Raw genomic sequence first — 18,950 nt, 5'->3', positions numbered from 1 at the left:
ATGAGTCTCACCGACCGGCTCGCTGCTGCATCGCGCTCCCGCTCCGCCGAGCCCGCCGCTCCCGGCGCGCCGGCGGGTGCGCCCACGGGTGCTGCCCCCACGAGCACCACGCCCGCGAAGACGTCCGAGTCGACCGAGGCCGGCCGCCGCCGCGCGGCCGCACGGGCGACGGGCAACGACCCGTACAAGGACCTGAAGCGGATCGTCCACGCACGGCTGGTGAGCACCCTGGGCCCCACGCTGTACGACGCCCACCTGACGCAGTCCGACCTCGAGCAGCAGGTCCGCCTCGCCCTGCAGACGACGCTCGCCGAGGTCGACATGCCGATGTCCTCGGCCGACAAGTCCCGCATCTCCCAGGAGATCGCCGACGACATCCTCGGCTACGGACCGCTCGAGCCGCTGCTGCGCGACGCCGACCTCTCCGAGGTCATGGTCAACACGTTCGAGGACATCTACGTCGAGCGCAGCGGCAAGCTGGTCAAGGTCGACGCGACGTTCGCCGACGAGGCGCACCTGCGCCGCACCATCGACAAGATCGTCAGCAAGATCGGTCGCCGCGTCGACGAGACCAGCCCGATGGTGGACGCCCGTCTCCCCGACGGCAGCCGTGTCAACGCGATCATCCCGCCGCTGGCCCTCGACGGTTCCAAGCTGACCATCCGCAAGTTCTCCGAAGACCCCTACACGGTCGACGACCTGATCGGCTTCGGCACGCTGAGCCGCGCCTCGGCCGACCTGCTCGAGGCGTGCGTCCGCGGCCGGCTCAACATCCTGGTCTCGGGTGGTACGGGTGCCGGAAAGACGACCACGCTCAACGTGCTCTCGTCCTTCATCCCCGACGACGAGCGCATCGTCACCATCGAGGACGCCGCCGAGCTCCGGCTGGTCCAGGACCACGTGCTCCGCCTGGAGTCGCGCCCGCCCAACATCGAGGGCAAGGGTGCGGTCACCATCCGCGACCTGGTGAAGAACTCCCTCCGCATGCGCCCCGACCGCGTCGTCGTCGGTGAGATCCGTGACGCCGCGGCGCTCGACATGCTGCAGGCCATGAACACCGGTCACGACGGCTCGATCTCGACGCTGCACGCCAACACCCCGCGCGACGCCCTGTCGCGTCTGGAGACCATGGTGCTCATGGCGGGCATGGACCTCCCGGTCCGCGCCATCCGCGAGCAGGTGGCCAGCGCCGTCGACCTGATCATCCAGCAGACCCGACTCAAGGACGGCACGCGTCGCATCACCGCGATCACCGAGATCGTGGGCATGGAGGGCGACATCATCACCACCCAGGACGTCTTCCTCTTCGACTACGCCGCGGGCATGAACGAGCAGGGCAAGTTCAAGGGCGGCCTGGAGTCGACCGGTCTGCGCCCGCGCTTCCTCGAGCGTCTCGCCGACCACGGCGTCCACCTCAACCCGGCCGTGTTCACCGTCGGCGGGGCCCGATGAGCACAGTGCGGCGCTGCGTCACCGGCGCGCTCGTCACCGGTGTGCTCGCGCTGTACGGCGGCGCCCCGGCATTCGCCGAGGACGAGATCAGCATCGACCACGTCGACACCGACCGCGGCACGGTCAACCTGCTGCTGTCGACCGACGGGCTGCCCGAGGGCAGCGAGGTCGACCCGTCGCAGGTCTTCGTCGAGCTCAACGGCTCGTCGGTCGAGTCGTCGGCCAAGCTCGTTGACGCCGGCGACATCGACCGCTCGACGGTCATCGTCCTCGACGCCAGCAACAGCATGAAGGGACAGGGCAAGTTCGCGGCGGCCACCACCGCCATCAACGCCTTCCTCGACAGCGCTCCCGAGGACGTGGCCATCGGCCTCGTCGCCTTCGCCGGCGAGGTCACGACGACGGTCTCCCCCACCATCGACCACGCCGACGTCCGCCAGGCGCTCGCAGACGTGAAGCTCGCCAAGGGCACGAGCGTGTACGACGGCATCGTCGAGGGCGTGAAGCTGCTGCAGAACGACGGCTCGCGCAACCTGCTCGTCCTGTCCGACGGCGCCGACACGGGCAGCGACATGACGATCGAGGTCGCGACCGCGGATGCCAAGGAGGCCGGCGTCGTCGTCGACGTCGTGTCGCTGGTGCAGGGCGCCAAGTCCGACGAGCTCGCCACCGTCGCCACTGACACCAACGGCTCGGTCATCCCGGCCGATCCGACCGCGCTCACCTCGGTCTTCAACGAACGGGCCGCGGCCCTGTCCCAGCAGCTGCTGGTGACCTTCGAGGCGCCGTACGCCAGCGGTGAGGACGCCAACATCGACGTCGTCGTCGAGTCCGGCGGCACGCAGTACCACGACACCGCCTTCGCGACCCTCGGCCCCGGCTTCGCCGTGCCCGACGTGGTCGACTCCGGCAAGGCACTGATCGGCAACACCGGCATGCTGCTGGGTGCCGGCGCCCTCGCCATCGGCCTGTTCGGCCTGCTCGCCACTGCTCTGATCAGCGCCGGTGACAACCGCCCGCAGTCGGTGAAGCAGCTCGAGGCCTACTTCAACGGCACGCCGGCCGCCACCAAGGGCAAGAAGCCGAAGGCAACCCCGTCCGACCTCAAGGGTTCGGCCGTCTCGGTCGCCAACAAGTTCGTCAGCGAGGACCTCGAGACCAAGATCTCGCAGCGCCTCTCGGGCGCCGGTTCCTCGTTCACGGCCTCCGAGTGGGTGCTCGTCCATGCGGGCATCGCGTTCGCGGGCGGCCTCGTCGGTCTGATCATGGGCGGCATCCCGCTCAGCCTGCTGGGACTCCTCCTGGGGATCGTGCTGCCGTGGGTCTACCTGAAGTTCAAGCACGGGCGCCGACTCAGCGCGTTCAACGCCCAGCTCGCCCAGACCCTCGGTCTGATGGCCGGTGGTCTCCAGGCCGGTCTGTCGCTCCCCCAGGCCGTCGACACCGTGGTCCGCGAGGGCCACGAGCCGATGGCCGGCGAGCTGCGTCGCGCGCTCGTCGAGCAGCGCCTCGGCGTCGACATCACCGACGCCTTGGACGGCGTCGGCGACCGGATGGAGAGCGACGACTTCGCGTGGGTCGTCATGGCGATCCGCATCCAGCGCGAGGTCGGCGGCAACCTGGCCGAGATCCTCCACACGGTCGCGGACACCCTGCGTGAGCGCGAGTATCTCCGCCGCCAGGTGAAGGCACTGAGTGCTGAGGGCCGTCTGTCGGGTTACATTCTGACCGGCCTGCCCCCGCTGATCTTCTTCTACATGACCTTCGCGAACCCTGACTACGTGGCACTGCTCTACACGACGCTGCCCGGCTACATCATCCTGGGAGTGGCGCTGTTCCTCCTGGGTCTGGGATCGTTCGCGATGGCCAAGCTCGCCACGGTGGAGGTCTGAGATGATCCTGTACATCGGAGCAGGGCTCGTCTTCCTGGCGCTCGTCCTGGCGCTGTCGATGATCGGTGTGGTCAGCAAGGAGCGCCGCGGTGTGGCGCGCTCCATGGCCGCCATCCAGGCGATGAGCCAGAACACGCCCGACATGCTCAAGACCGAGCTCGAGCGACCCTTCGCCGAGCGGGTCCTCGGACCACTGGGCGACCAGCTCGTCGGCACCGGTCGCAAGCTGGTGCGCGCGGACACGCACCAGAAGCTCACCTACCGCCTCAACGTGGCCGGCAACCCGCCCGGTTGGGACGCCAACCGGCTCATCGGCCTCAAGGTCCTGGGTCTCGCCGTCTTCGGCGGGATCGGGTTCCTCTACATCGCCGGCATGGACTGGCCGTTCATCCGGATGGTCATCGGCACCGCCCTCGTGGCGTCGTTCGGCTACATCCTGCCCAACGTGCTGCTCTACAACGCTGGCCAGAAGCGCGAGAAGCTGATGCGCAACGCGCTGCCCGACGCGCTCGACCTCCTCACGGTCTCCGTCGAGGCCGGCCTTGGCTTCGACGCCGCCGTCGACCGCGTGGCGCGCAACACCGACGGTCCCCTGGCCGCGGAGTTCGCCCGTCTCCTGCAGGAGATGAACATCGGCGTGGGTCGCACGGACGCCATGCGGGCCATGGCCGAGCGCACCTCGCTCGACGACCTCAAGTCGTTCTGCCTCGCGATGGTCCAGGCCGACAGCCTCGGCATCCCGATCGGGCGCGTGCTGCGCATCCAGAGCGGTGAGATGCGGACCAAGCGCCGCCAGCGGGCCGAGGAGAAGGCGCAGCAGGTCCCGGTGCGGATGATGATCCCCCTGGTGCTCTTCATCCTCCCGTGCCTGTTCCTGGTGATCATGGGTCCCGCAGCGATCCAGATCGCGCAGACGTTCGGGGGCCAGTGAGCCGATGCGCCTGACCAATCGGGTGGACAGGACAGGCACTCGGAGCGGCCTGCAGTACACCTGGCGGGTCACCACGGCGGTGCGCGTGTTCGCGCTCGCCCTGGCGGCGGGCATCGTGTTCTCCGACGACCGGGCCGGTGTCTCGGGTCCCCTGCTCGCCGCGCTCGGCGTGATCGCCTGCGCCGGTGCGGCCCTGGACTGGACGCCGGAGCTCAACCGGACGTCGTGGACGGCTGCCGCCGAGATGCTGCTGGCTGCGCTCATGCTCGCCAGCGCCGACGCGTCCGCCGGCCTGTACGCCTACCTCGCCGCACCGCCCGTCGTCGCCGGCGTGCGCCACGGCTTCGTGACCACCATCAACGTCGCGTTCGTGGGCGCCCTCGGAGTGCTCGCAGCCGTCGGCGCGGCCACCGGTTCCGACCCCCGCCCCGAGCTCGTCGCGGCCCTGCCGTGGGTGCTCAGCGGGCTCGGCGCCGGCCTGCTCACCAGCTGGCAGTCCCGCTCCGGACGCGACCAGGACGCCCGCCGCGCGCCGTACCAGGCCGCCCACCAGCTGATGGCGCAGCTCCACGGCCTCGCCCGGCGTGGGGACATCGGCCTCGACAGCGCCCAGCTGGCCGCCGACCTCGAGGCCGACCTGCGCCGCAAGACCGGTGCCGTCGCGTCGGCCGTATTCACCTGCACGGGCGACGAGTCACCCGTGATGCTCTCGAGCTACGGCGACGGCGCGCCGCTGGCGGCCGAGATCGCCCGCTCCCCCGAGCAGCGCACGGCGGGTGCACGGGTCCTGACGATCCAGGGCACCGACGGCGTGCTCGGCTACCTCGTGCTCGGCGGGGTGATCCGGTGGAACGAGGACATCGCTGAGCAGGCGGTCCAGGTCACCGACAACTTCGCCCTGCGTCTGGACACCGCGGTGCTGTTCGACGAGGTGCGCCGGATGGCGACGTCGGAGGAGCGCAACCGGCTGGCACGGGAGATGCACGACGGCGTCGCCCAGGAGATCGTCGCGCTCGGCTACGTCGTCGACGAGATCGAGTCGGTCTCCGACGACACCCGGACACGTCAGCTCGCGGCGTCGCTGCGCGAGGAGATCAGCCGTGTCGTGAGCGAGCTGCGCTACTCGATCTACGACCTGCGCCACCACGTCACCGACCACCGGCTCTCCGGCGCGCTCGCGGAGTACGTCCGCGAGCTCAGCACAGGCACCGACATGCGCGTGCACCTCAGCTTCGACGAGTCGGGCTCTGCGCTCACCGCCCGCACGGAGACCGAGCTGCTCCGCATCGCCCAGGAGGCGATCGCCAACGTACGACGGCACTCGCAGGCCAAGAACGTCTGGGTGGGCTTCGTGACCGACGGGCTGCTCATCGACCTCACCATCGAGGACGACGGTATTGGCCAGGCCGGCCCCAAGGAACGGCACTGGGGACTCCAGACCATGTCCGAGCGGGCGCGTGGCGTCGGCGCCACCCTGACTGTCGGCGACCGTCCGGGAGGCGGCACCCGCGTCCACCTCAGAACCGACCACTCCACCACCGCCCGAGAGGGGAGCGCTCACCCATGAGCACCACCGTCATGCTGGTCGACGACCACGAACTGATCCGCCAGGGACTGGCCAAGGCCTTCGAGCGCGACGAGGAGATGGCGATCGTCGGCCAGGCGGGCAGCGTCAACGAGGCGCTGGCCGCCTACCGCGAGCTGAGCCCCCACGTGGTCGTGACCGACCTGCAGCTCCCCGACGGCCTCGGCCTCGAGATCGTCCGTGCGGTCCGTCAGGAGAGCGACTCCGTCGGCCTGGTCGTGCTGACCATGCACGCCGGCGACGACCAGATCTTCGCCGCGATGGAGGCGGGTGCGTCGGCCTTCGTCGGCAAGGACAGCAAGGCGTCCGAGGTCGTCAGTGCGGCGAAGCACGCCGCCGTGGCGCCGCGGACGTTCCTGTGCGCCGGCCTCAGCGCGGCCATGATGCGGCGCGCCACGACGCCTGCCGCGCCCAAGCTGTCAGGTCGCGAGGAGGAGGTCCTGGTGCTGCTTGCCGAGGGCCTGGGCACGAGCGACATCGCCGGGCGGCTCTACCTCAGCGAGTCCACCGCGAAGACCCACATCACGCACATCTACCAGAAGCTGGGCGCCGCCAACCGCGCTCAGGCACTGGTCACCGCGATGCGGATGGGCATGCTGGACCACCTGTCCTCGAGCGACCCGCTGCGCTGACGCAAGGACGTGCCACCCGACCCTTCGTCGAGGGTGATCGCAAGATAGTCACATCGGACTATCCACTCGCGGCCGTTCACCCGATCCGCTGGAGGAGGAAGTCGAGCAGAGTTATCCCTGACGGGTCCTCGTGGGCTCGGGACTCATCACACTCGACTTATCACAAGGGGAATCACATGATTGAGAAGCTGCAGTTCATGACGATCATGCTCGTCAACGACCTCAAGGCCAAGCGCGACGAGCGTGGCGCCACCGCCGTTGAGTACGGCCTCATGGTCGCCCTCATCGCGATCGTCATCATCGGCGCCGTCACCCTCCTGGGTGGCAACCTGAAGACCCTCTTCAGCTCCATCGCCACCAAGGTCTGATCACCAGATCTTCGCGATAGTGCAGGCCGGTGTCGCGGGTTCGCGGCACCGGCCTTGCGCATTCCACCAGGAGGTGACATCCATGCTTGCACCCGAGCTCTTCGAGCGAGACGAGCGCGGTGCCACAGCCGTCGAGTACGGACTGATGGTGGCGATGATCGCCATCGTGATAGTCGGAGCGATCAGCTTCTTCGGCACCTCGGTCGTCAACCTGTACTCCATCCCGGCCGGCATCTTCAGCCGCGGGTAGTCCTCGACTCCCGCCTCCGGGCCCTCGGACCCGAAGTCATCTCGTACCACTCACCACACGCCAGACCGCAAAGGGAACACCATGATTGAGAAGCTCCAGTTCATGACGATCATGCTCGTCAACGACCTGAAGGCCAAGCGCGACGAGCGTGGCGCCACGGCCGTCGAGTACGGCCTCATGGTCGCCCTGATCGCGATCGTCATCATCGGCGCCGTCACCCTCCTGGGTGGCAACCTGAAGACCCTCTTCAGCTCGATCGCCGCCAAGGTCTGACCAGACCGTCGCGACCTCAGGGCCGGTGTCGAGGACTCCTCGACGCCGGCTCGTCGCATGCTCCGGCCCGTTCAGTCACGGGCCAGGGCCAGGCGCTGGAGGACCGTGGGGTGCGAGCCCCACCACCACTGCGACCACGCGGGCGGGGTCGGGTCGGCCAGCGAGCGGCGCGCCAGCATCAGCTGCATCTCCCTGAAGGCGACCGGATCTCCGGTCGCCTTCAGCGCATCCACGTCGGCCCGGGTCTCGATCCGCCTGCTGATGCCGTTCTCGACCGGGCTCGCCAGCTGCGAGCCGACGGCGAGCAGCGCCATCACGAGGGGTACGACGGACGCCCTCCGCATCCGGTCCCCTCCCACCAGCATCCCCAGCAGACCGACGCCGAGCGCCGCGCCCAGCGCCCCGAGCACGGTGCCGGTCAGCACGTCGTCGTGCCTGGCGTGCGCGAGCTCGTGGGCGACCACGCTGAGGGCCTGGTCCTCGGGCAGCGAGTCGACGAGCGTGTCGTACAGCACCACGCGCCGGGTGCCCGAGAAGCCCGACACGTAGGCGTTCAGCGTCGTCGTACGACGTGAGGCGTCGGCGACCAGCACGTCGTCGACCGGCACGCCCTCGCGGTCGGCGACCTCGAGGACCCCGGTGCGCAGCGGACCGTCGGGCAGCGGCGTGAACGAGTTGTAGAGCGGCTCCACGACCACCGGGTAGACGAGTGAGCCCACCAGCACGAGGGCCGCCGCGAGGCCGGCACCGACCAGCACCCAGGCGCGCTGCCACCGACGTGCCAGGCCGACGAGGACCAGCACGCCGAGCGAGGTCACCACGATGCTCACGACGAGGCCGGTGACCTGGTCGCGGGCGTAGCCCCACCACGACTGCGTCGAGAGGGCGTGGTCGAGCCGATGCTGCTGCAGCGCGACGGCGAAGGGCAGCGCGAGCACCCGCAGGACCAGCGTCACGACCACGACGGCCAGCGGCACCTGCACCCACCACGGGCCTGGCAGGCGCCCGGTGAGCCGGTCGCGCACCCGCGCGGAACCGAGCCCGCAGACCACGACCAGCTGGATCGCCAGGCTGGTCCAGCTCCACACCCGTGTCCAGAAGGCGTAGTGCTCCCCCGCCGCGATCTCCGAGGCGGTGAACGCCGAGTCGGCCGACACCGGGTCGGGCGTCCCGCCCGGCACCGGGCTCCACGGCACCAGCCACGCAGCGACGAGCACGAAGGCGATGCCGGCGAGGACGACGACCGCGGCCGCCGGAGTGCGATCAGGAGCGGTCGGGCGGGTCACCCGGCCAAGTCTTGCAGGCGGGTCCGCCACGTCCGGGTGAGCTCGGGCAGCGGCAGCCCCGCCCGGGCCAGCGCCCGGGGCACGGGCGTGCCGGCGAGGGCGGCGTCGTACACGTCCACCAGGCCCTGCTCCCCCAGCCGCTCGGCGACGACCCGACACGCCAGCCACGCCTGCTCGTAGCGCGCCTGCAGGTCCCCGGCCCGCGTGTCGAAGTCGGCCGCGGCCGGCAGGGCGCCGGGCGCCCCGTCACGGCGGACGAGCGCGATCGCCCGGCCCAGCGTGGTCGACTCCGGCAGGTCGACGTCGCGCAGGGCGACGTAGTCGGCGAAGCCCTCCAGCAGCCACGGCTCCGCCGGGCTGCGGGCCGCGTCGGTGGCGAGGTGGACGAGCTCGTGGCTCATCACCACCTGAGCGCCGGCGCGGCGCAGGCCGGCCGTGACCTCGGGGTTGACGAAGACGTGCACAGGAGCCTGACCGGAGGCGTTGCCCGCGGTCGTGGTCACCGCGGCGATGGCGCCATAGGTGCCGGAGGAGGCACCGAGCGTCTCGTCGAGGTCGGTCGCGCTCGCGGGAACCTCGACGACCACGGGCCCGCGCCAGGCGGGCAGCACGCGGCGCACCACGCGGACGCCCACGACCACGCGCGCGGCCACCGCGTCGGCCTCGGCCTGCGGTCCGTCGGCCAGCACCAGCACACCGGGCGACTCGGCCACCGCGAGCTCGCCCCGCAGCCACAGCGGCACCCGCCCGGGCGCACCGGCCGCACCACCGCTGAAGCCGACGATGCCCAGCCGGTCGCCCGACGGCACGAACGAGATGCGTACGTCGGACTCCGACGGGTGCGCGTCGAACGACCCGAGCTGCCACGTGAGCTCGGCGACGCCCGTCCATGAGCCGTCGGCGGCAACGGTGCCCGTCTCGTCGACGTAGCGGGCCGTCACGCCCCGCAGGTCGAGCGCCGATACGTTGGCAGCGATGCCGGCGAGCAGGTCTGCGGCTTCGCTGTCGCCGTCCGGGGCGAGCGCGGAGAGCGCGTCAGGGTCGCCGGACCTCACGGCAGCGACGAACGCCTGCAACGCCGCCGTCGCCTCGGCCGGGCTGGCCCGCGGCGCGTCGACGGACCCCGGTTCCACCTCGTGGGTCGGGTCGCGGACGAGGAGCACCGCCACGATGACCGCGACCAGGCACAACGCAAGGCCGGCCGCCCACAGGAGTGGACGACCGGCCTTCGAGGTCTGGAGGTCAGCCAGGGCGGACCGCGCCGACGTAGGGCATCGAGTACAGACCCGAGACCGTCACGCCGGTGCCGGGGTTGGCCGCGTGCACGATCATCCCGTTGCCGATGTACATGCCGACGTGGCTGATCGGGCTGTAGTAGAACACCAGGTCGCCCGGCTGCAGGTCGCTCGCGGCGATGTGCGGGCCGGAGCCGTACTGGGCGCTCGAGGAGTGCGGAAGGGACACACCGGCCTGGGCCCAGGCGCGCATGGTCAGGCCGCTGCAGTCGAAGGCGCTCTCGCCGGCCGCGCCGTAGACGTAGGCGTCACCGACCTGGGCGAGGGCGTACTGCACGGCTGCCGCCGCGCGGCCGGAGGCCTCGACGGAGGTGGGCATGCGGCCGACGCTGCTGCGGGAGGCGAGCAGCCGCTCGCGCTCCTCGGCCTCGAGGTCGGAGAGCAGGCTCTTGGCCTCGGCCAGCTTGTCGTCGACCGTCTCCTTCTCGGTGCTGAGCTGGTCGGTGAGCTCGGCGATCTCCGTGGTGCGGGCGTCGGTGGCCTCGCGACGGATCTCGAGGGCCTCGAGCTCGGTGTCGTAGTCCGACAGGAGCGAGGACTGGAGGTCGTTGAAGGACGACATCGTGGACAGCGTGTCGAGGAAGGACCCGGGGTCCTCCGAGACGACGATCTGGCCGACGGTCGAGATCCCCTCGCCCTCGAGCTGGCGGACGACGGCGTCGGAGACCTGGTCGCGGACGGCGTCGAGGCGCTCGTCCTGACGGGCCTGGTCGGCCTTCAGGCCGGCGAGGTCGCTCTTGAGGTCGGCGAGGTCGAGCTGGGCGTCGTGCAGGCGCTCCTGCGCAGCCTCGGCCTCGTGGTAGAGGCGGTCGACCTTGGCCTTGACGTCCTTGATGTCGGGGTCGGCCTGCGCAGGGGTCGCAGGCACGAGAGCGATGGCAGCGATCGCGGAGAGACCTAGAACGGTCGCGCCAACTCGCTTGCGGGTGTGAGCCACGAGCGGGGGAACTCCTCGGGGTGTCGTACGCCTACCAGGTGAGCTGACGGGTTCGGCACGACGTGTCCTACCCCTGCTCCACGCACCGCTCGCGCAGTGCGCCTCACAGGGGATTCACCCCAGGGGGAAGTGTGGTTCCCCGGCTCACAGACCACGGGTGATGCGGGGGACGTGGGCTGTGACTCGGCGCGACGCCCGCGCGGGCCGGGTGACCCACTCCCACGGACGTCAGCCCACACCCTAGACCGGGAACGCGAGCCCCGCCAATCTTCGACACACTTCGGTCCACCTGCGTGTCAAGCGGATTCGATCACCGGCCCGGCCACCGGCTCCACCAGCCGCAGCGGTGGCACCAGTCCCCCGGAGGCCAGCGCGTCGAGCGCGGCCATCTCGTCGTCGTCGATGGTCAGCTCCGGCGGGGGGCCGAGCAGCACGCTCACCACGCAGTCGTGGCAGTGCAGCCCCCGCACCACGCAGGTGTCGCAGTCGATCCGTGTCGTCATGCGTCACACGGTCGCAGGGCCCACCGACAACGGCTCCCCGGCGTGTCGCGGCCCGCGTGTCGCCGGGCGCCCGGGCGACGTCAGCTCCGGACGTAGCAGAGCCAGCGCCCGCCGCAGGGCTGCGCGACGAAGGCCGGGTCGTCGGCCACGAGCGCCTGCGGCGCGGACTCCTGGCCGACCACGACGACGTCGGCCTCCTCGACCGCGGCCCGACCACCGGCCCGGCCGTCGAGGAAGTCGAGGTAGGCGGCCTGGTCGTCGTGCCCGAACGCGTCGAGCGGGTTCGTGGCCCACAGCCGCACCCCGGCAACGGCCAGCGCCTCCGAGAGCGGCGCCTGCGCCAGCACCACCCGGTCCCCGGCGACCTCGGCGACCGTCGCCACCACCTCGGTCCGCGCACCCAGCACCGACTCGCCGCGCAGCAGCGCCACCGGCAGGGCCACCGCAGTCGCCACGCAGGCGACGGCGACCGCCCCGGGCACGGCCGTCGTCCTGACCGGGGCGGGCGTCCCGTCGGCCTCCTCGGGGCGCTCGCGGCGGCCCGCTGCGACGACGACCAGCAGGACGAGCAGCCACACGCCGTGACGGGCGGCGCTGGCCGTCGCCACCGCGAGCCCGGCCACGGCGACGTACTCCCAGAGGGCGTGGCGGGTGCGCAGCGCGACGACCGCGAGCCCGACGGCTGCGAGCAGCATCACGACGTCGAAGGGCGCGTCGAGCGCTGGCCGCGCCCAGAGCCCCTCGGCCCGCTGGGCCGAGACGTTGTCGAAGACGTCGGCGTAGTACTGCGGGGTGCGCCAGCCCTGCGGCGTCACGCACAGTCCGACCAGCGCGGCCGTCCCGACGCCGATGGTCTCCAGCGGCCGACGGGGAAGCCGGTGCAGCAGGAGGTACGCGCCGAGCACGCACGTGCCGAGCAGCGCGGCGCCGTGGAGGTTGCCCCACACGACCACGAGGGGCACCGCCCACCAGATGCGGCGGTCCGGCCGCGTGGTCTGGCTCGACACGAGGGCGACCAGGAGGGCGAACGGCAGCAGCGAGAACGTCTGCGCCCGTACGACGCCCAGCGACGCGAGGCTGCCGACGACGAGGGCGGCGAGCGCACCACCGACGTAGGCGTCGCGCGCCCCGCGGGCCCGGGCGGCGGAGGACAGCACCGCCAGCGTGGCCGCAACGAGCGCGAGGTGGGCGACGACGGCCGCCCTGCCGCCGAGCGCGTGCAGCCCGGCGGCCAGCAGCTCGGCGAGGACCGGGACGTTGTGCCAGCCCGTGCTGTCGGCGGTGGCGAAGGGCACCGAGCCCGGCACCGACCGCGTGGACGCGATGTGGTCGCCCATCGCGACCAGCCAGTCCCAGTCGGCGCCGATGCGGACGAAGGCGGCCAGCAGCGCCAGCGAGAGAACGCTCGCGAGGAGGGTCCACCGCCACTGGTCGAGCCACCCCAGCAGGCGCCGGCTCACGTCAGCAGGCCGATCAGGGCCGCGGACGGCAGCACGCGGGCACCCGCCTGCGCCAGGTCCCGGGCCAGCGCCTGGTCGTCGGTCACCGCGACCACCACGCGACCGCGCGGCTCCGCCCCGACGAGCTGGCGGATCACGTCGTCGGCGATGACGCCTTGCGGGCTGAAGACCACCTTCACGCCGCGCGGCGCGGGCATGACCGTGCGGGTCGCGGCCGAGGCCGCGTCGAAGACCACCGTCGTCTCGGCACCGGACCGCGCGACCAGTGGGCCGAGCGCCGTCACCAGACGGCTGCGCTGGGCCTCGAGGCTGGCCGAGGGCCACGCCTGCTTGGTCACGTTGTAGCCGTCGACGAGCAGGCGGGCCCTCGGGAGGCCGAGCGTCTGCTCCAGCAGTGCCGGGCTCCCGGGCGCACTGGACGCCGGCGCCGAGGACGGCTCGTCGAACGAGGACTCGAGAGCGTCGCCGGGCGTTCCCTCGGTCGCGGGGAGGCCCAGCTCGCGGCGCAGCCCGGTCGCGGCCTCGACCACGGTCTCCAGGAGGTAGCGCGCCCGGATGGTGGCCTGCTCGCGGGTGACGCGCCCTTCCCTGCGAGTCGCGGCGAGGCCGCTCTCGGCCTCCTCCACCTGCGCGCGCAGCCGGCGTACGTCGGCCTCCGCCGCCGCCACCATGGCATCGGCCGTGGCCTGCGCGGCCTCCCGTGCGGCGACGGCGTCGTCGCGCTCCTGCTCGGCGTCGCGGAGGGTGCTCCGGGCCTGGCCGAGGCGCTGGCGCAGCACCTTGTGCTCGGCGCGCATCCCGTCGACCTCGTCGCGGTGCTCGGCCCGCAGCGAGGACAGCTCGGCCTGGAGCGCGGCGACCTGTGCGGTCAGCCGCGCGACCTCGCCCTGGACGCGCTCGTCCTTGGCGCCGGTCTCCTCGAGGTCGGCCACGACCGGCGCGACGACCGTGCTCCACCCCTCCTCACGTCCCAGCCACGCCCGGGCGGCCGCGTCGATCGGGTCCTCGGCCTGCGCGGGCACCGCCGCCACCTGGACGGCGGCGTGCTCGCGGAAGTCGTCGTCGGCGAGGGCGTCCCACACCGCCTGGCCGCCGAGACGCGCCCGGCGGGCCGGCGCGAAGCCGGCCACCTTGCGCAGAGACGGCGGGACGGGCGTGACCGACGGGAGCACAGCCGAGACCAGCGCCACCACCCGCAGGCGGAGACGCTCGGGCAGCTGGTCGGCGTCGGCCACGGTCGTCCGGTCGGTGGGCTCAGTCCGCTGCCGGGTCGGCCGCGGTGTCGGCGGAGGCGCGGTCGACCAGCTCGATGGCGTCGTCACGGCCGCACCAGCGGCACGAGACGGCCTCGACGGCCTCGGAGCGCACGGTCTCCTCCTCCACCTGGTGGTCACCGGACAGGTCGAAGTGCCAGTACTCCGTCGTACGACGGGTGCGGGTCACGTCGAACCGGGTCAGGTTGCCGCAGCCGGCGCAGCGCCACCTCTCCCCCTCGGTGGGGAGGCGAAGGTCGGTGCTCTGGTCGGTCACGGTCACTCCTGTGCGCTCGGGATCGGTGCGGCGTCAGCCTAGTGGTCGGGGAGTGTCTCGCCGGACGGTTCCCCAGCCCCGGACGCGCGCATCAGCAGCCAGGACACGCCGGCGACCGCAAAGTCCGCGACCGCGTGCAGCAGGCGGGCCACCAGGGCCACCATCCCCGCGGGCCCGGCGCCGAGGGCCGGGGCGAGGAGCACGACCAGCACGCCGTCGCGTGCCCCGAGCCCTGCGGGCGCGATGGGTACGGCGACCCCGACGGCGTGCGCGACCGCGAACCCGCACCCGAGGGTGAGCACAAGCGACGCGTCCGTGTCAGGAGCGAGGGCCACCAGCGCCAGCGCGTAGCAGGACCACACCGGGACCATGAGAAGCGCGCCGAGGACGCTGCGGCGCACGTCCCAGTCACAGGTCGTGCCGGCCACCCGGCGGCCGACGAGACGATGCACGGCGGGCAGCAGCCCGACCAGCCCCACGAGCAGCGACAGGGCGACCACCCAGACGGGCAGGTCGGCCCACCACCCGAGGAGCCCGGCCAGCAGCAGCCCGCTGGCCACGTGCACGCCCAGGAACAGCACGGCCGCGGCAGCGGGGACGCGCGGCGGCAGGCCGCGGCGCGCACCCAGCGCGCCCTGCGCGGCGAACGACCACACGGACCCGGGGATGTACTTGCCGAGCTGGGCGACGAAGAACGGCGGCACGACCTCACGCGCGCTTCCCCGGATCCCGAGCGAGGCCAGGGCCAGCCGCCACACCGCACCGGTCAGCACCAGACCGACCACGACCAACACCGCGGCGAGTGCGACCTGCCCCTGACCGACCTGGCCGAGCGCGCGCTCGAGGTCGTCGCCGGAGTCGCGCCACGACCACCAGGCGCCGGCGACCACCGCGGCGAGGAAGACCCACCGCAGCAGGGACCACACCGGTCCGGTCATGCCGGGTGCGACCGCCGGATCAGCGCGGTCCGGGTCGGGTACGGGAGGGAGGGCGTGAGGCCGCGCGTCCACCGCACCTCGAGGCCCGGCTGAGCGGCCATGGCGTCGCGGTAACGCTGGCGGTCGACGTTGTCGAAGACGATGAGGCCGTCGTCGGCGAGGTGCGGCACTGCCCGCGCCAGGCAGGCCTCGCGCGCCCGGCCGTCGATCACGATGAGGTCGAAGACGCCGTCCTGCTGGTCGATGGCGGCGACGTAGTCGCTGAAGTCGAGGCCTTCGAAGCCGGGCTTCTGCGAGAGCACCCCGGCCCCTGCGGTCGCCGGCACCGGCGGCACCGTGACGACCTCGACACCGGCGCCGGCCAGCGGCCGGACCTGCTCGGCCCAGGCCGCGTCGTGCTCGACCGCGACCACCTCGCGCGCGCGCCTCGACAGCCAGGCGGTCGACGCGCCCGATCCCCACTCGAACACCCGGGCACCGGGCCGCTCGGCCAGGTGGGCGGCCACGAGCTCGGCCGACTCGAAGGTCCACCACGGGGTGTCGAGCGCGACGAGCTCGCGCACGTCGTAGATGGCGAGCAGCGAACGCGCCCACCGACCGGTGCGCGAGCGGCGTGCCCACGCGTCGAAGGGACCCATCAGGCCGAGGAGGCGGAGCAGGCCGCGCACGGCCCTGACCGCGGTCACGTAGACGCGCTTCACCCGACGACCTCCTCGACCTCGACGTGCGAGACCCGGGCGGCCCCGTCGGTGGGGACCACGGTGAGCACCAGGTTGCCCGGCTCACCCAGCTCCGGCAGCGACGCCGGCGGCTGGACCAGCCAGCCGTCCGCCGACGACTCCGTCTGCGCCGGCACGTTGTTGACCAGGAACTCGATGTCGCCGTCCGCGCTGCCCTCGACCCGGATCGCGTCGTCGTCGTAGGGGGCGTCGACGTGGAAGCCCAGGCTTGCCCGGTCCTCGACCGTGATCTCGCGCTCGCCGCCGTCGCCGCTCCACCCGCCCAGGAGGTATGTCGCCCCGCGACCCTCGCCGTCGAGGGTGATCGGACCGACGTAGTCGGGGAGCACGAGCGGGCACAGCAGCGCGCGGCTCGCGACCACCTCGGTCACGAGCCGGTGGCGGGTGACCCGCCCGATCTCCCGGCAGCCCTCGGGCATCGGGTCGTCGTACACGACGAAGGCGACGAAGTCGCCCGCCACCTCGTCGCCGGCAGCCTTCCGGCCGGAGGAGAGGAAGGGCTCGAGCACGCTCGTGACACCGGGCGCCGCACAGTCGCGGCCCACCTCGAGCCAGGACTGGCCGCCGTTGGGCATCTCCCGCAGCGGGTGGGCGTCGTCGTCGAGCTTCGCGCCGCAGATCACCCAGGCGCCGTCGGGGACGACGTCGGCGTACTCGCGGAAGCTGGCCTGCCAGAAGTCGCCGGCCAGGCCGAGCCCGGCGGCGTCCGAGAGCGGGTTGGCGTAGGCGTAGCCCAGCGGGAACAGCTGGACCTGTGCACCCACCGGGACGACGAGCCCGACGGCCGCGAAGGCGGTCACCACGCCCTGACCGCGCCGGCCCGGCGCGTCGCCGACCACCTGCGCGATGCCCGCCGCGATCAGCACGGCGACGGCCGGTGCGGCGAAGAGCAGGTGCCGGAGGCCTCCGTTGAGCGACGGCACCCGGATCATCAGCAGCACGGGCAGCAGCAGCGCCTGCGAGACGACCAGCCCCATCAGGAGGTCGCGCGCGCCCCAGCCGTCGCGGCGCGTCGCCACCCGGCCACGGAACCGCACGAAGGAGCCGGCCAGCCCGAAGAGGAGCAGGACGACCGGCACGGTGCACATCACGTAGAGCGGGATGTAGCCCCAGAAGCGCACTCCCTGGTAGCCCGCGGACTCCGACGTGGCACCGAGCGCCCAACGGAGCGGGTGCAGGAACACCGAGGGGTAGACCGCCGCGAGGACCGCGAGCCCGCCGAGCACGCCGACGGCCGCGTCCACCACGCGCCACCAGCGGGCCGGGCGCCACGACGCGAGGACCAGCAGGCCCACCGCGGCCGCGAGACCTGGCCAGATCGCCGGGCGCGTGCCGACGGCGAGGACGACCCCGAGCAGCAGGAGCGCGACCACCGCGGCCCGACGCCGCCGCGCGGTCCGCTCACCGACCACGAGGAGCATGCACGCCAGGGTGACGAAGGTGTAGCCGGCCGCCACCGGGACGTCCTTGACGTTGAACATCGCGTGGCCGCTCCACATCGGTAGCGCGGCGACCACCGCGCACGCCACCACGGCCCAGCGCCAAGAGGCCGAGACAAGACGGGTGACCACGGCGGTGGCGCCCAGCGTGCAGGCGGCGAGGAACGCGACGCCCAGGTGTCGTACGACGTAGGCGCCCGTCGACGTCGAGACCTCGGACCACGCCTCGTTGCCGACGACCACGTTGAGCACGTGGAGGAAGAGGGCCGCGACCGGGGCGTAGACATAGGAGTCGGTGACCCAGGCACCGGGCCTGCCCGCGCGCAGGTCGTCGTCGAGGAGGTACCACCCCTGGTCGAGGTAGTTGCGCAGCCGTACGACGTGGAAGGTCTCGTCGACCGTGATCCCGATGCGCACCGTGCCGACCACCGTGACGACCGTCCCGGCCACCACCACGGCAGCGCAGAGCCACACGAACCATCGGGGCGGCTGGCCCCACGGACTCATCCGCCGGCCCGGGTCGACCGGTTGCGTGCGTGGACGACGAGCTCGGCGAGCAGGCCGAACAGGGTGAGCTGGAGGCCGACGACGGTGAACAGGACGCCGGCGAGGAGCAGCGGGCGCCCGCCGATCGCCTCGCCGGTGAGCTTGACCCCGGTCAGGTAGAGGAGGGTGCCGATGCCGAGCAGGAAGCAGACGGCACCGAAGCCGCCGAACAGGTGCGAGGGCCGGTTCTCGTAGGACATGAGGAACCGGACCGTGAGCAGGTCAGAGAAGCCGCGCCAGAACCGCGCCGGGCCGTACTTGCTGCTCCCGCTCATCCGCGCGTGGTGCTGGACCGGCACCTCGGCGACCCGGTAGCCGGCCTGGTGGGCGATGACGGTGAGGTAGCGGTGCATCTCGCCGTAGAGCATCGGGACGACGTCGCGCGCGACGTCGGCGCGCATCACCTTGTAGCCGGAGTTGAAGTCGCGGCCCGGCGCGCCGGAGAGCCGGCCGGTCGTCCAGTTGTAGAGCTTGGATGTGTTGCGCTTGATGAAGCGGTCGTTGCGCTTGAGCCGCGCCCCCGTCACCAGGTCGGCGGTCTCGAGGGCCTCCAGGAGGCGCGGCAGCTCGTCGGGATCGTCCTGGCCGTCGGCGTCCATCATCACCACGACGTCGGCGCCCTCGTCGAGGACCTGCGAGAAGCCGCGGTTGAGCGCCGCGGCCTTGCCGAGGTTGCGGCGGTGCTGCAGCAGCGAGACGCGCGCGTCCTCGGCCGAGAGCTTGGCCACCACCGTGGTGGTGTCGTCGGTGGAGCCGTCGTCGACGACGAGCACGCGCCAGTCGCCCGGCAGGCCGGCCAGCGTGCTCACCACCCGCGGGACCAGCACGGTCAGGTTCTCCGCCTCGTTCAAGGCGGGGATGACGACCGAGATCACAGGTTCCACCCTTCCGTC

19 protein-coding genes and 1 riboswitch are annotated in these 18,950 nt (G+C 72.2%); of the genes, 8 read left to right on the top strand and 11 right to left on the bottom strand.

Annotated elements, in window-relative coordinates:
• The 8 genes from J2X46_RS13900 (at position 1) to J2X46_RS13865 (ending at position 7,383) form a co-directional block, all read left to right on the top strand.
• Positions 1–1,452 carry a CpaF family protein gene (locus J2X46_RS13900; protein ID WP_310251498.1) on the top strand — a complete coding sequence of 484 codons (1,452 nt, stop codon included), beginning with the start codon at positions 1–3 and terminating at the stop codon, positions 1,450–1,452.
• Complete coding sequence (locus J2X46_RS13895; RefSeq protein ID WP_310251497.1) at positions 1,449–3,344, top strand: type II secretion system F family protein; 1,896 nt, start codon at positions 1,449–1,451, stop codon at positions 3,342–3,344. Before J2X46_RS13900 ends, J2X46_RS13895 begins: the two co-directional genes overlap by 4 nt.
• 1 nt (position 3,345) lies before the next feature.
• Positions 3,346–4,275 carry a type II secretion system F family protein gene (locus J2X46_RS13890; protein ID WP_310251496.1) on the top strand — a complete coding sequence of 310 codons (930 nt, stop codon included), beginning with the start codon at positions 3,346–3,348 and terminating at the stop codon, positions 4,273–4,275.
• A gap of 4 nt (positions 4,276–4,279) precedes the next feature.
• Positions 4,280–5,842 (top strand): histidine kinase, encoded by a 1,563-nt coding sequence (locus J2X46_RS13885; RefSeq protein WP_310251495.1) that lies wholly within the window; start codon positions 4,280–4,282, stop codon positions 5,840–5,842.
• The gene (locus J2X46_RS13880; protein ID WP_310251493.1) at positions 5,839–6,492 is read left to right on the top strand and encodes a response regulator transcription factor; all 654 of its coding nucleotides are present in this window, start codon (positions 5,839–5,841) and stop codon (positions 6,490–6,492) included. The genes J2X46_RS13885 and J2X46_RS13880 overlap by 4 nt, the downstream gene beginning before the upstream one ends.
• A 176-nt stretch (positions 6,493–6,668) precedes the next feature.
• On the top strand, positions 6,669–6,860 hold the full coding sequence (locus J2X46_RS13875) for a Flp family type IVb pilin (protein ID WP_310251491.1): 192 nt from the start codon (positions 6,669–6,671) through the stop codon (positions 6,858–6,860).
• A gap of 82 nt (positions 6,861–6,942) precedes the next feature.
• Positions 6,943–7,110, top strand: a complete 168-nt coding sequence (locus J2X46_RS13870; RefSeq protein WP_310251490.1) for a Flp family type IVb pilin — start codon at positions 6,943–6,945, stop codon at positions 7,108–7,110.
• A gap of 81 nt (positions 7,111–7,191) precedes the next feature.
• Positions 7,192–7,383 (top strand): Flp family type IVb pilin, encoded by a 192-nt coding sequence (locus J2X46_RS13865; RefSeq protein ID WP_310251488.1) that lies wholly within the window; start codon positions 7,192–7,194, stop codon positions 7,381–7,383.
• Positions 7,384–7,454: 71 nt separating this feature from the next.
• Here the strand turns inward: J2X46_RS13865 and J2X46_RS13860 are convergent, their stop codons facing one another.
• From J2X46_RS13860 to J2X46_RS13810, 11 genes are all read right to left on the bottom strand, one after another.
• Positions 7,455–8,669: a M48 family metallopeptidase gene (locus J2X46_RS13860; protein ID WP_310251486.1), complete on the bottom strand. Its 1,215-nt coding sequence runs from the start codon at positions 8,667–8,669 to the stop codon at positions 7,455–7,457.
• Positions 8,666–9,838 (bottom strand): hypothetical protein, encoded by a 1,173-nt coding sequence (locus tag J2X46_RS13855; RefSeq protein ID WP_310251483.1) that lies wholly within the window; start codon positions 9,836–9,838, stop codon positions 8,666–8,668. The genes J2X46_RS13860 and J2X46_RS13855 overlap by 4 nt, the downstream gene beginning before the upstream one ends.
• Positions 9,839–9,911: 73 nt before the next feature.
• A complete protein-coding gene (locus J2X46_RS13850) occupies positions 9,912–10,832 on the bottom strand; it encodes an NlpC/P60 family protein (RefSeq protein WP_310251482.1) in 921 nt (306 codons plus the stop codon).
• A 78-nt stretch (positions 10,833–10,910) separates the two neighbouring features.
• Positions 10,911–11,079, bottom strand: a riboswitch (cyclic di-AMP (ydaO/yuaA leader).
• A gap of 118 nt (positions 11,080–11,197) precedes the next feature.
• The gene (locus J2X46_RS13845; RefSeq protein ID WP_310251481.1) at positions 11,198–11,404 is read right to left on the bottom strand and encodes a hypothetical protein; all 207 of its coding nucleotides are present in this window, start codon (positions 11,402–11,404) and stop codon (positions 11,198–11,200) included.
• 80 nt (positions 11,405–11,484) lie between these two features.
• Positions 11,485–12,864, bottom strand: coding sequence for a hypothetical protein (locus tag J2X46_RS13840; protein ID WP_310251479.1), 1,380 nt, complete (start codon positions 12,862–12,864; stop codon positions 11,485–11,487).
• Entirely contained in the window at positions 12,861–14,099 is a 1,239-nt protein-coding gene (locus J2X46_RS13835) for an NYN domain-containing protein (protein WP_310251478.1), read from the bottom strand. Before J2X46_RS13835 ends, J2X46_RS13840 begins: the two co-directional genes overlap by 4 nt.
• A 19-nt stretch (positions 14,100–14,118) precedes the next feature.
• On the bottom strand, positions 14,119–14,394 hold the full coding sequence (locus J2X46_RS13830; RefSeq protein ID WP_310251476.1) for a hypothetical protein: 276 nt from the start codon (positions 14,392–14,394) through the stop codon (positions 14,119–14,121).
• A 38-nt stretch (positions 14,395–14,432) separates the two neighbouring features.
• Positions 14,433–15,332, bottom strand: coding sequence for a lysylphosphatidylglycerol synthase domain-containing protein (locus J2X46_RS13825; RefSeq protein WP_310251475.1), 900 nt, complete (start codon positions 15,330–15,332; stop codon positions 14,433–14,435).
• Positions 15,329–16,033 carry a class I SAM-dependent methyltransferase gene (locus tag J2X46_RS13820; RefSeq protein WP_310251473.1) on the bottom strand — a complete coding sequence of 235 codons (705 nt, stop codon included), beginning with the start codon at positions 16,031–16,033 and terminating at the stop codon, positions 15,329–15,331. The genes J2X46_RS13825 and J2X46_RS13820 overlap by 4 nt, the downstream gene beginning before the upstream one ends.
• Positions 16,030–18,018, bottom strand: a complete 1,989-nt coding sequence (locus J2X46_RS13815; RefSeq protein ID WP_310251472.1) for a hypothetical protein — start codon at positions 18,016–18,018, stop codon at positions 16,030–16,032. The genes J2X46_RS13820 and J2X46_RS13815 overlap by 4 nt, the downstream gene beginning before the upstream one ends.
• Complete coding sequence (locus J2X46_RS13810; RefSeq protein WP_310251471.1) at positions 18,015–18,932, bottom strand: glycosyltransferase; 918 nt, start codon at positions 18,930–18,932, stop codon at positions 18,015–18,017. The genes J2X46_RS13815 and J2X46_RS13810 overlap by 4 nt, the downstream gene beginning before the upstream one ends.
• Between the last annotated feature and the right edge of the window lie 18 nt (positions 18,933–18,950).

Origin of the sequence: Nocardioides sp. BE266, assembly GCF_031457855.1 — a bacterium.
Taxonomy (GTDB): domain Bacteria; phylum Actinomycetota; class Actinomycetes; order Propionibacteriales; family Nocardioidaceae; genus Nocardioides.
This window is presented reverse-complemented; position numbering and strand designations above follow the sequence as displayed.

Coding starts and splice junctions, on each gene's coding strand:
- J2X46_RS13900 (WP_310251498.1), top strand. CDS start 1: ATGAGTCTCACCGACCGGCTCGCTGCTGCATCGCGCTCCCGCTCCGCC.
- J2X46_RS13895 (WP_310251497.1), top strand. CDS start 1,449: ATGAGCACAGTGCGGCGCTGCGTCACCGGCGCGCTCGTCACCGGTGTG.
- J2X46_RS13890 (WP_310251496.1), top strand. CDS start 3,346: ATGATCCTGTACATCGGAGCAGGGCTCGTCTTCCTGGCGCTCGTCCTG.
- J2X46_RS13885 (WP_310251495.1), top strand. CDS start 4,280: ATGCGCCTGACCAATCGGGTGGACAGGACAGGCACTCGGAGCGGCCTG.
- J2X46_RS13880 (WP_310251493.1), top strand. CDS start 5,839: ATGAGCACCACCGTCATGCTGGTCGACGACCACGAACTGATCCGCCAG.
- J2X46_RS13875 (WP_310251491.1), top strand. CDS start 6,669: ATGATTGAGAAGCTGCAGTTCATGACGATCATGCTCGTCAACGACCTC.
- J2X46_RS13870 (WP_310251490.1), top strand. CDS start 6,943: ATGCTTGCACCCGAGCTCTTCGAGCGAGACGAGCGCGGTGCCACAGCC.
- J2X46_RS13865 (WP_310251488.1), top strand. CDS start 7,192: ATGATTGAGAAGCTCCAGTTCATGACGATCATGCTCGTCAACGACCTG.
- J2X46_RS13845 (WP_310251481.1), bottom strand. CDS start 11,404: ATGACGACACGGATCGACTGCGACACCTGCGTGGTGCGGGGGCTGCAC.
- J2X46_RS13825 (WP_310251475.1), bottom strand. CDS start 15,332: ATGACCGGACCGGTGTGGTCCCTGCTGCGGTGGGTCTTCCTCGCCGCG.
- J2X46_RS13815 (WP_310251472.1), bottom strand. CDS start 18,018: ATGAGTCCGTGGGGCCAGCCGCCCCGATGGTTCGTGTGGCTCTGCGCT.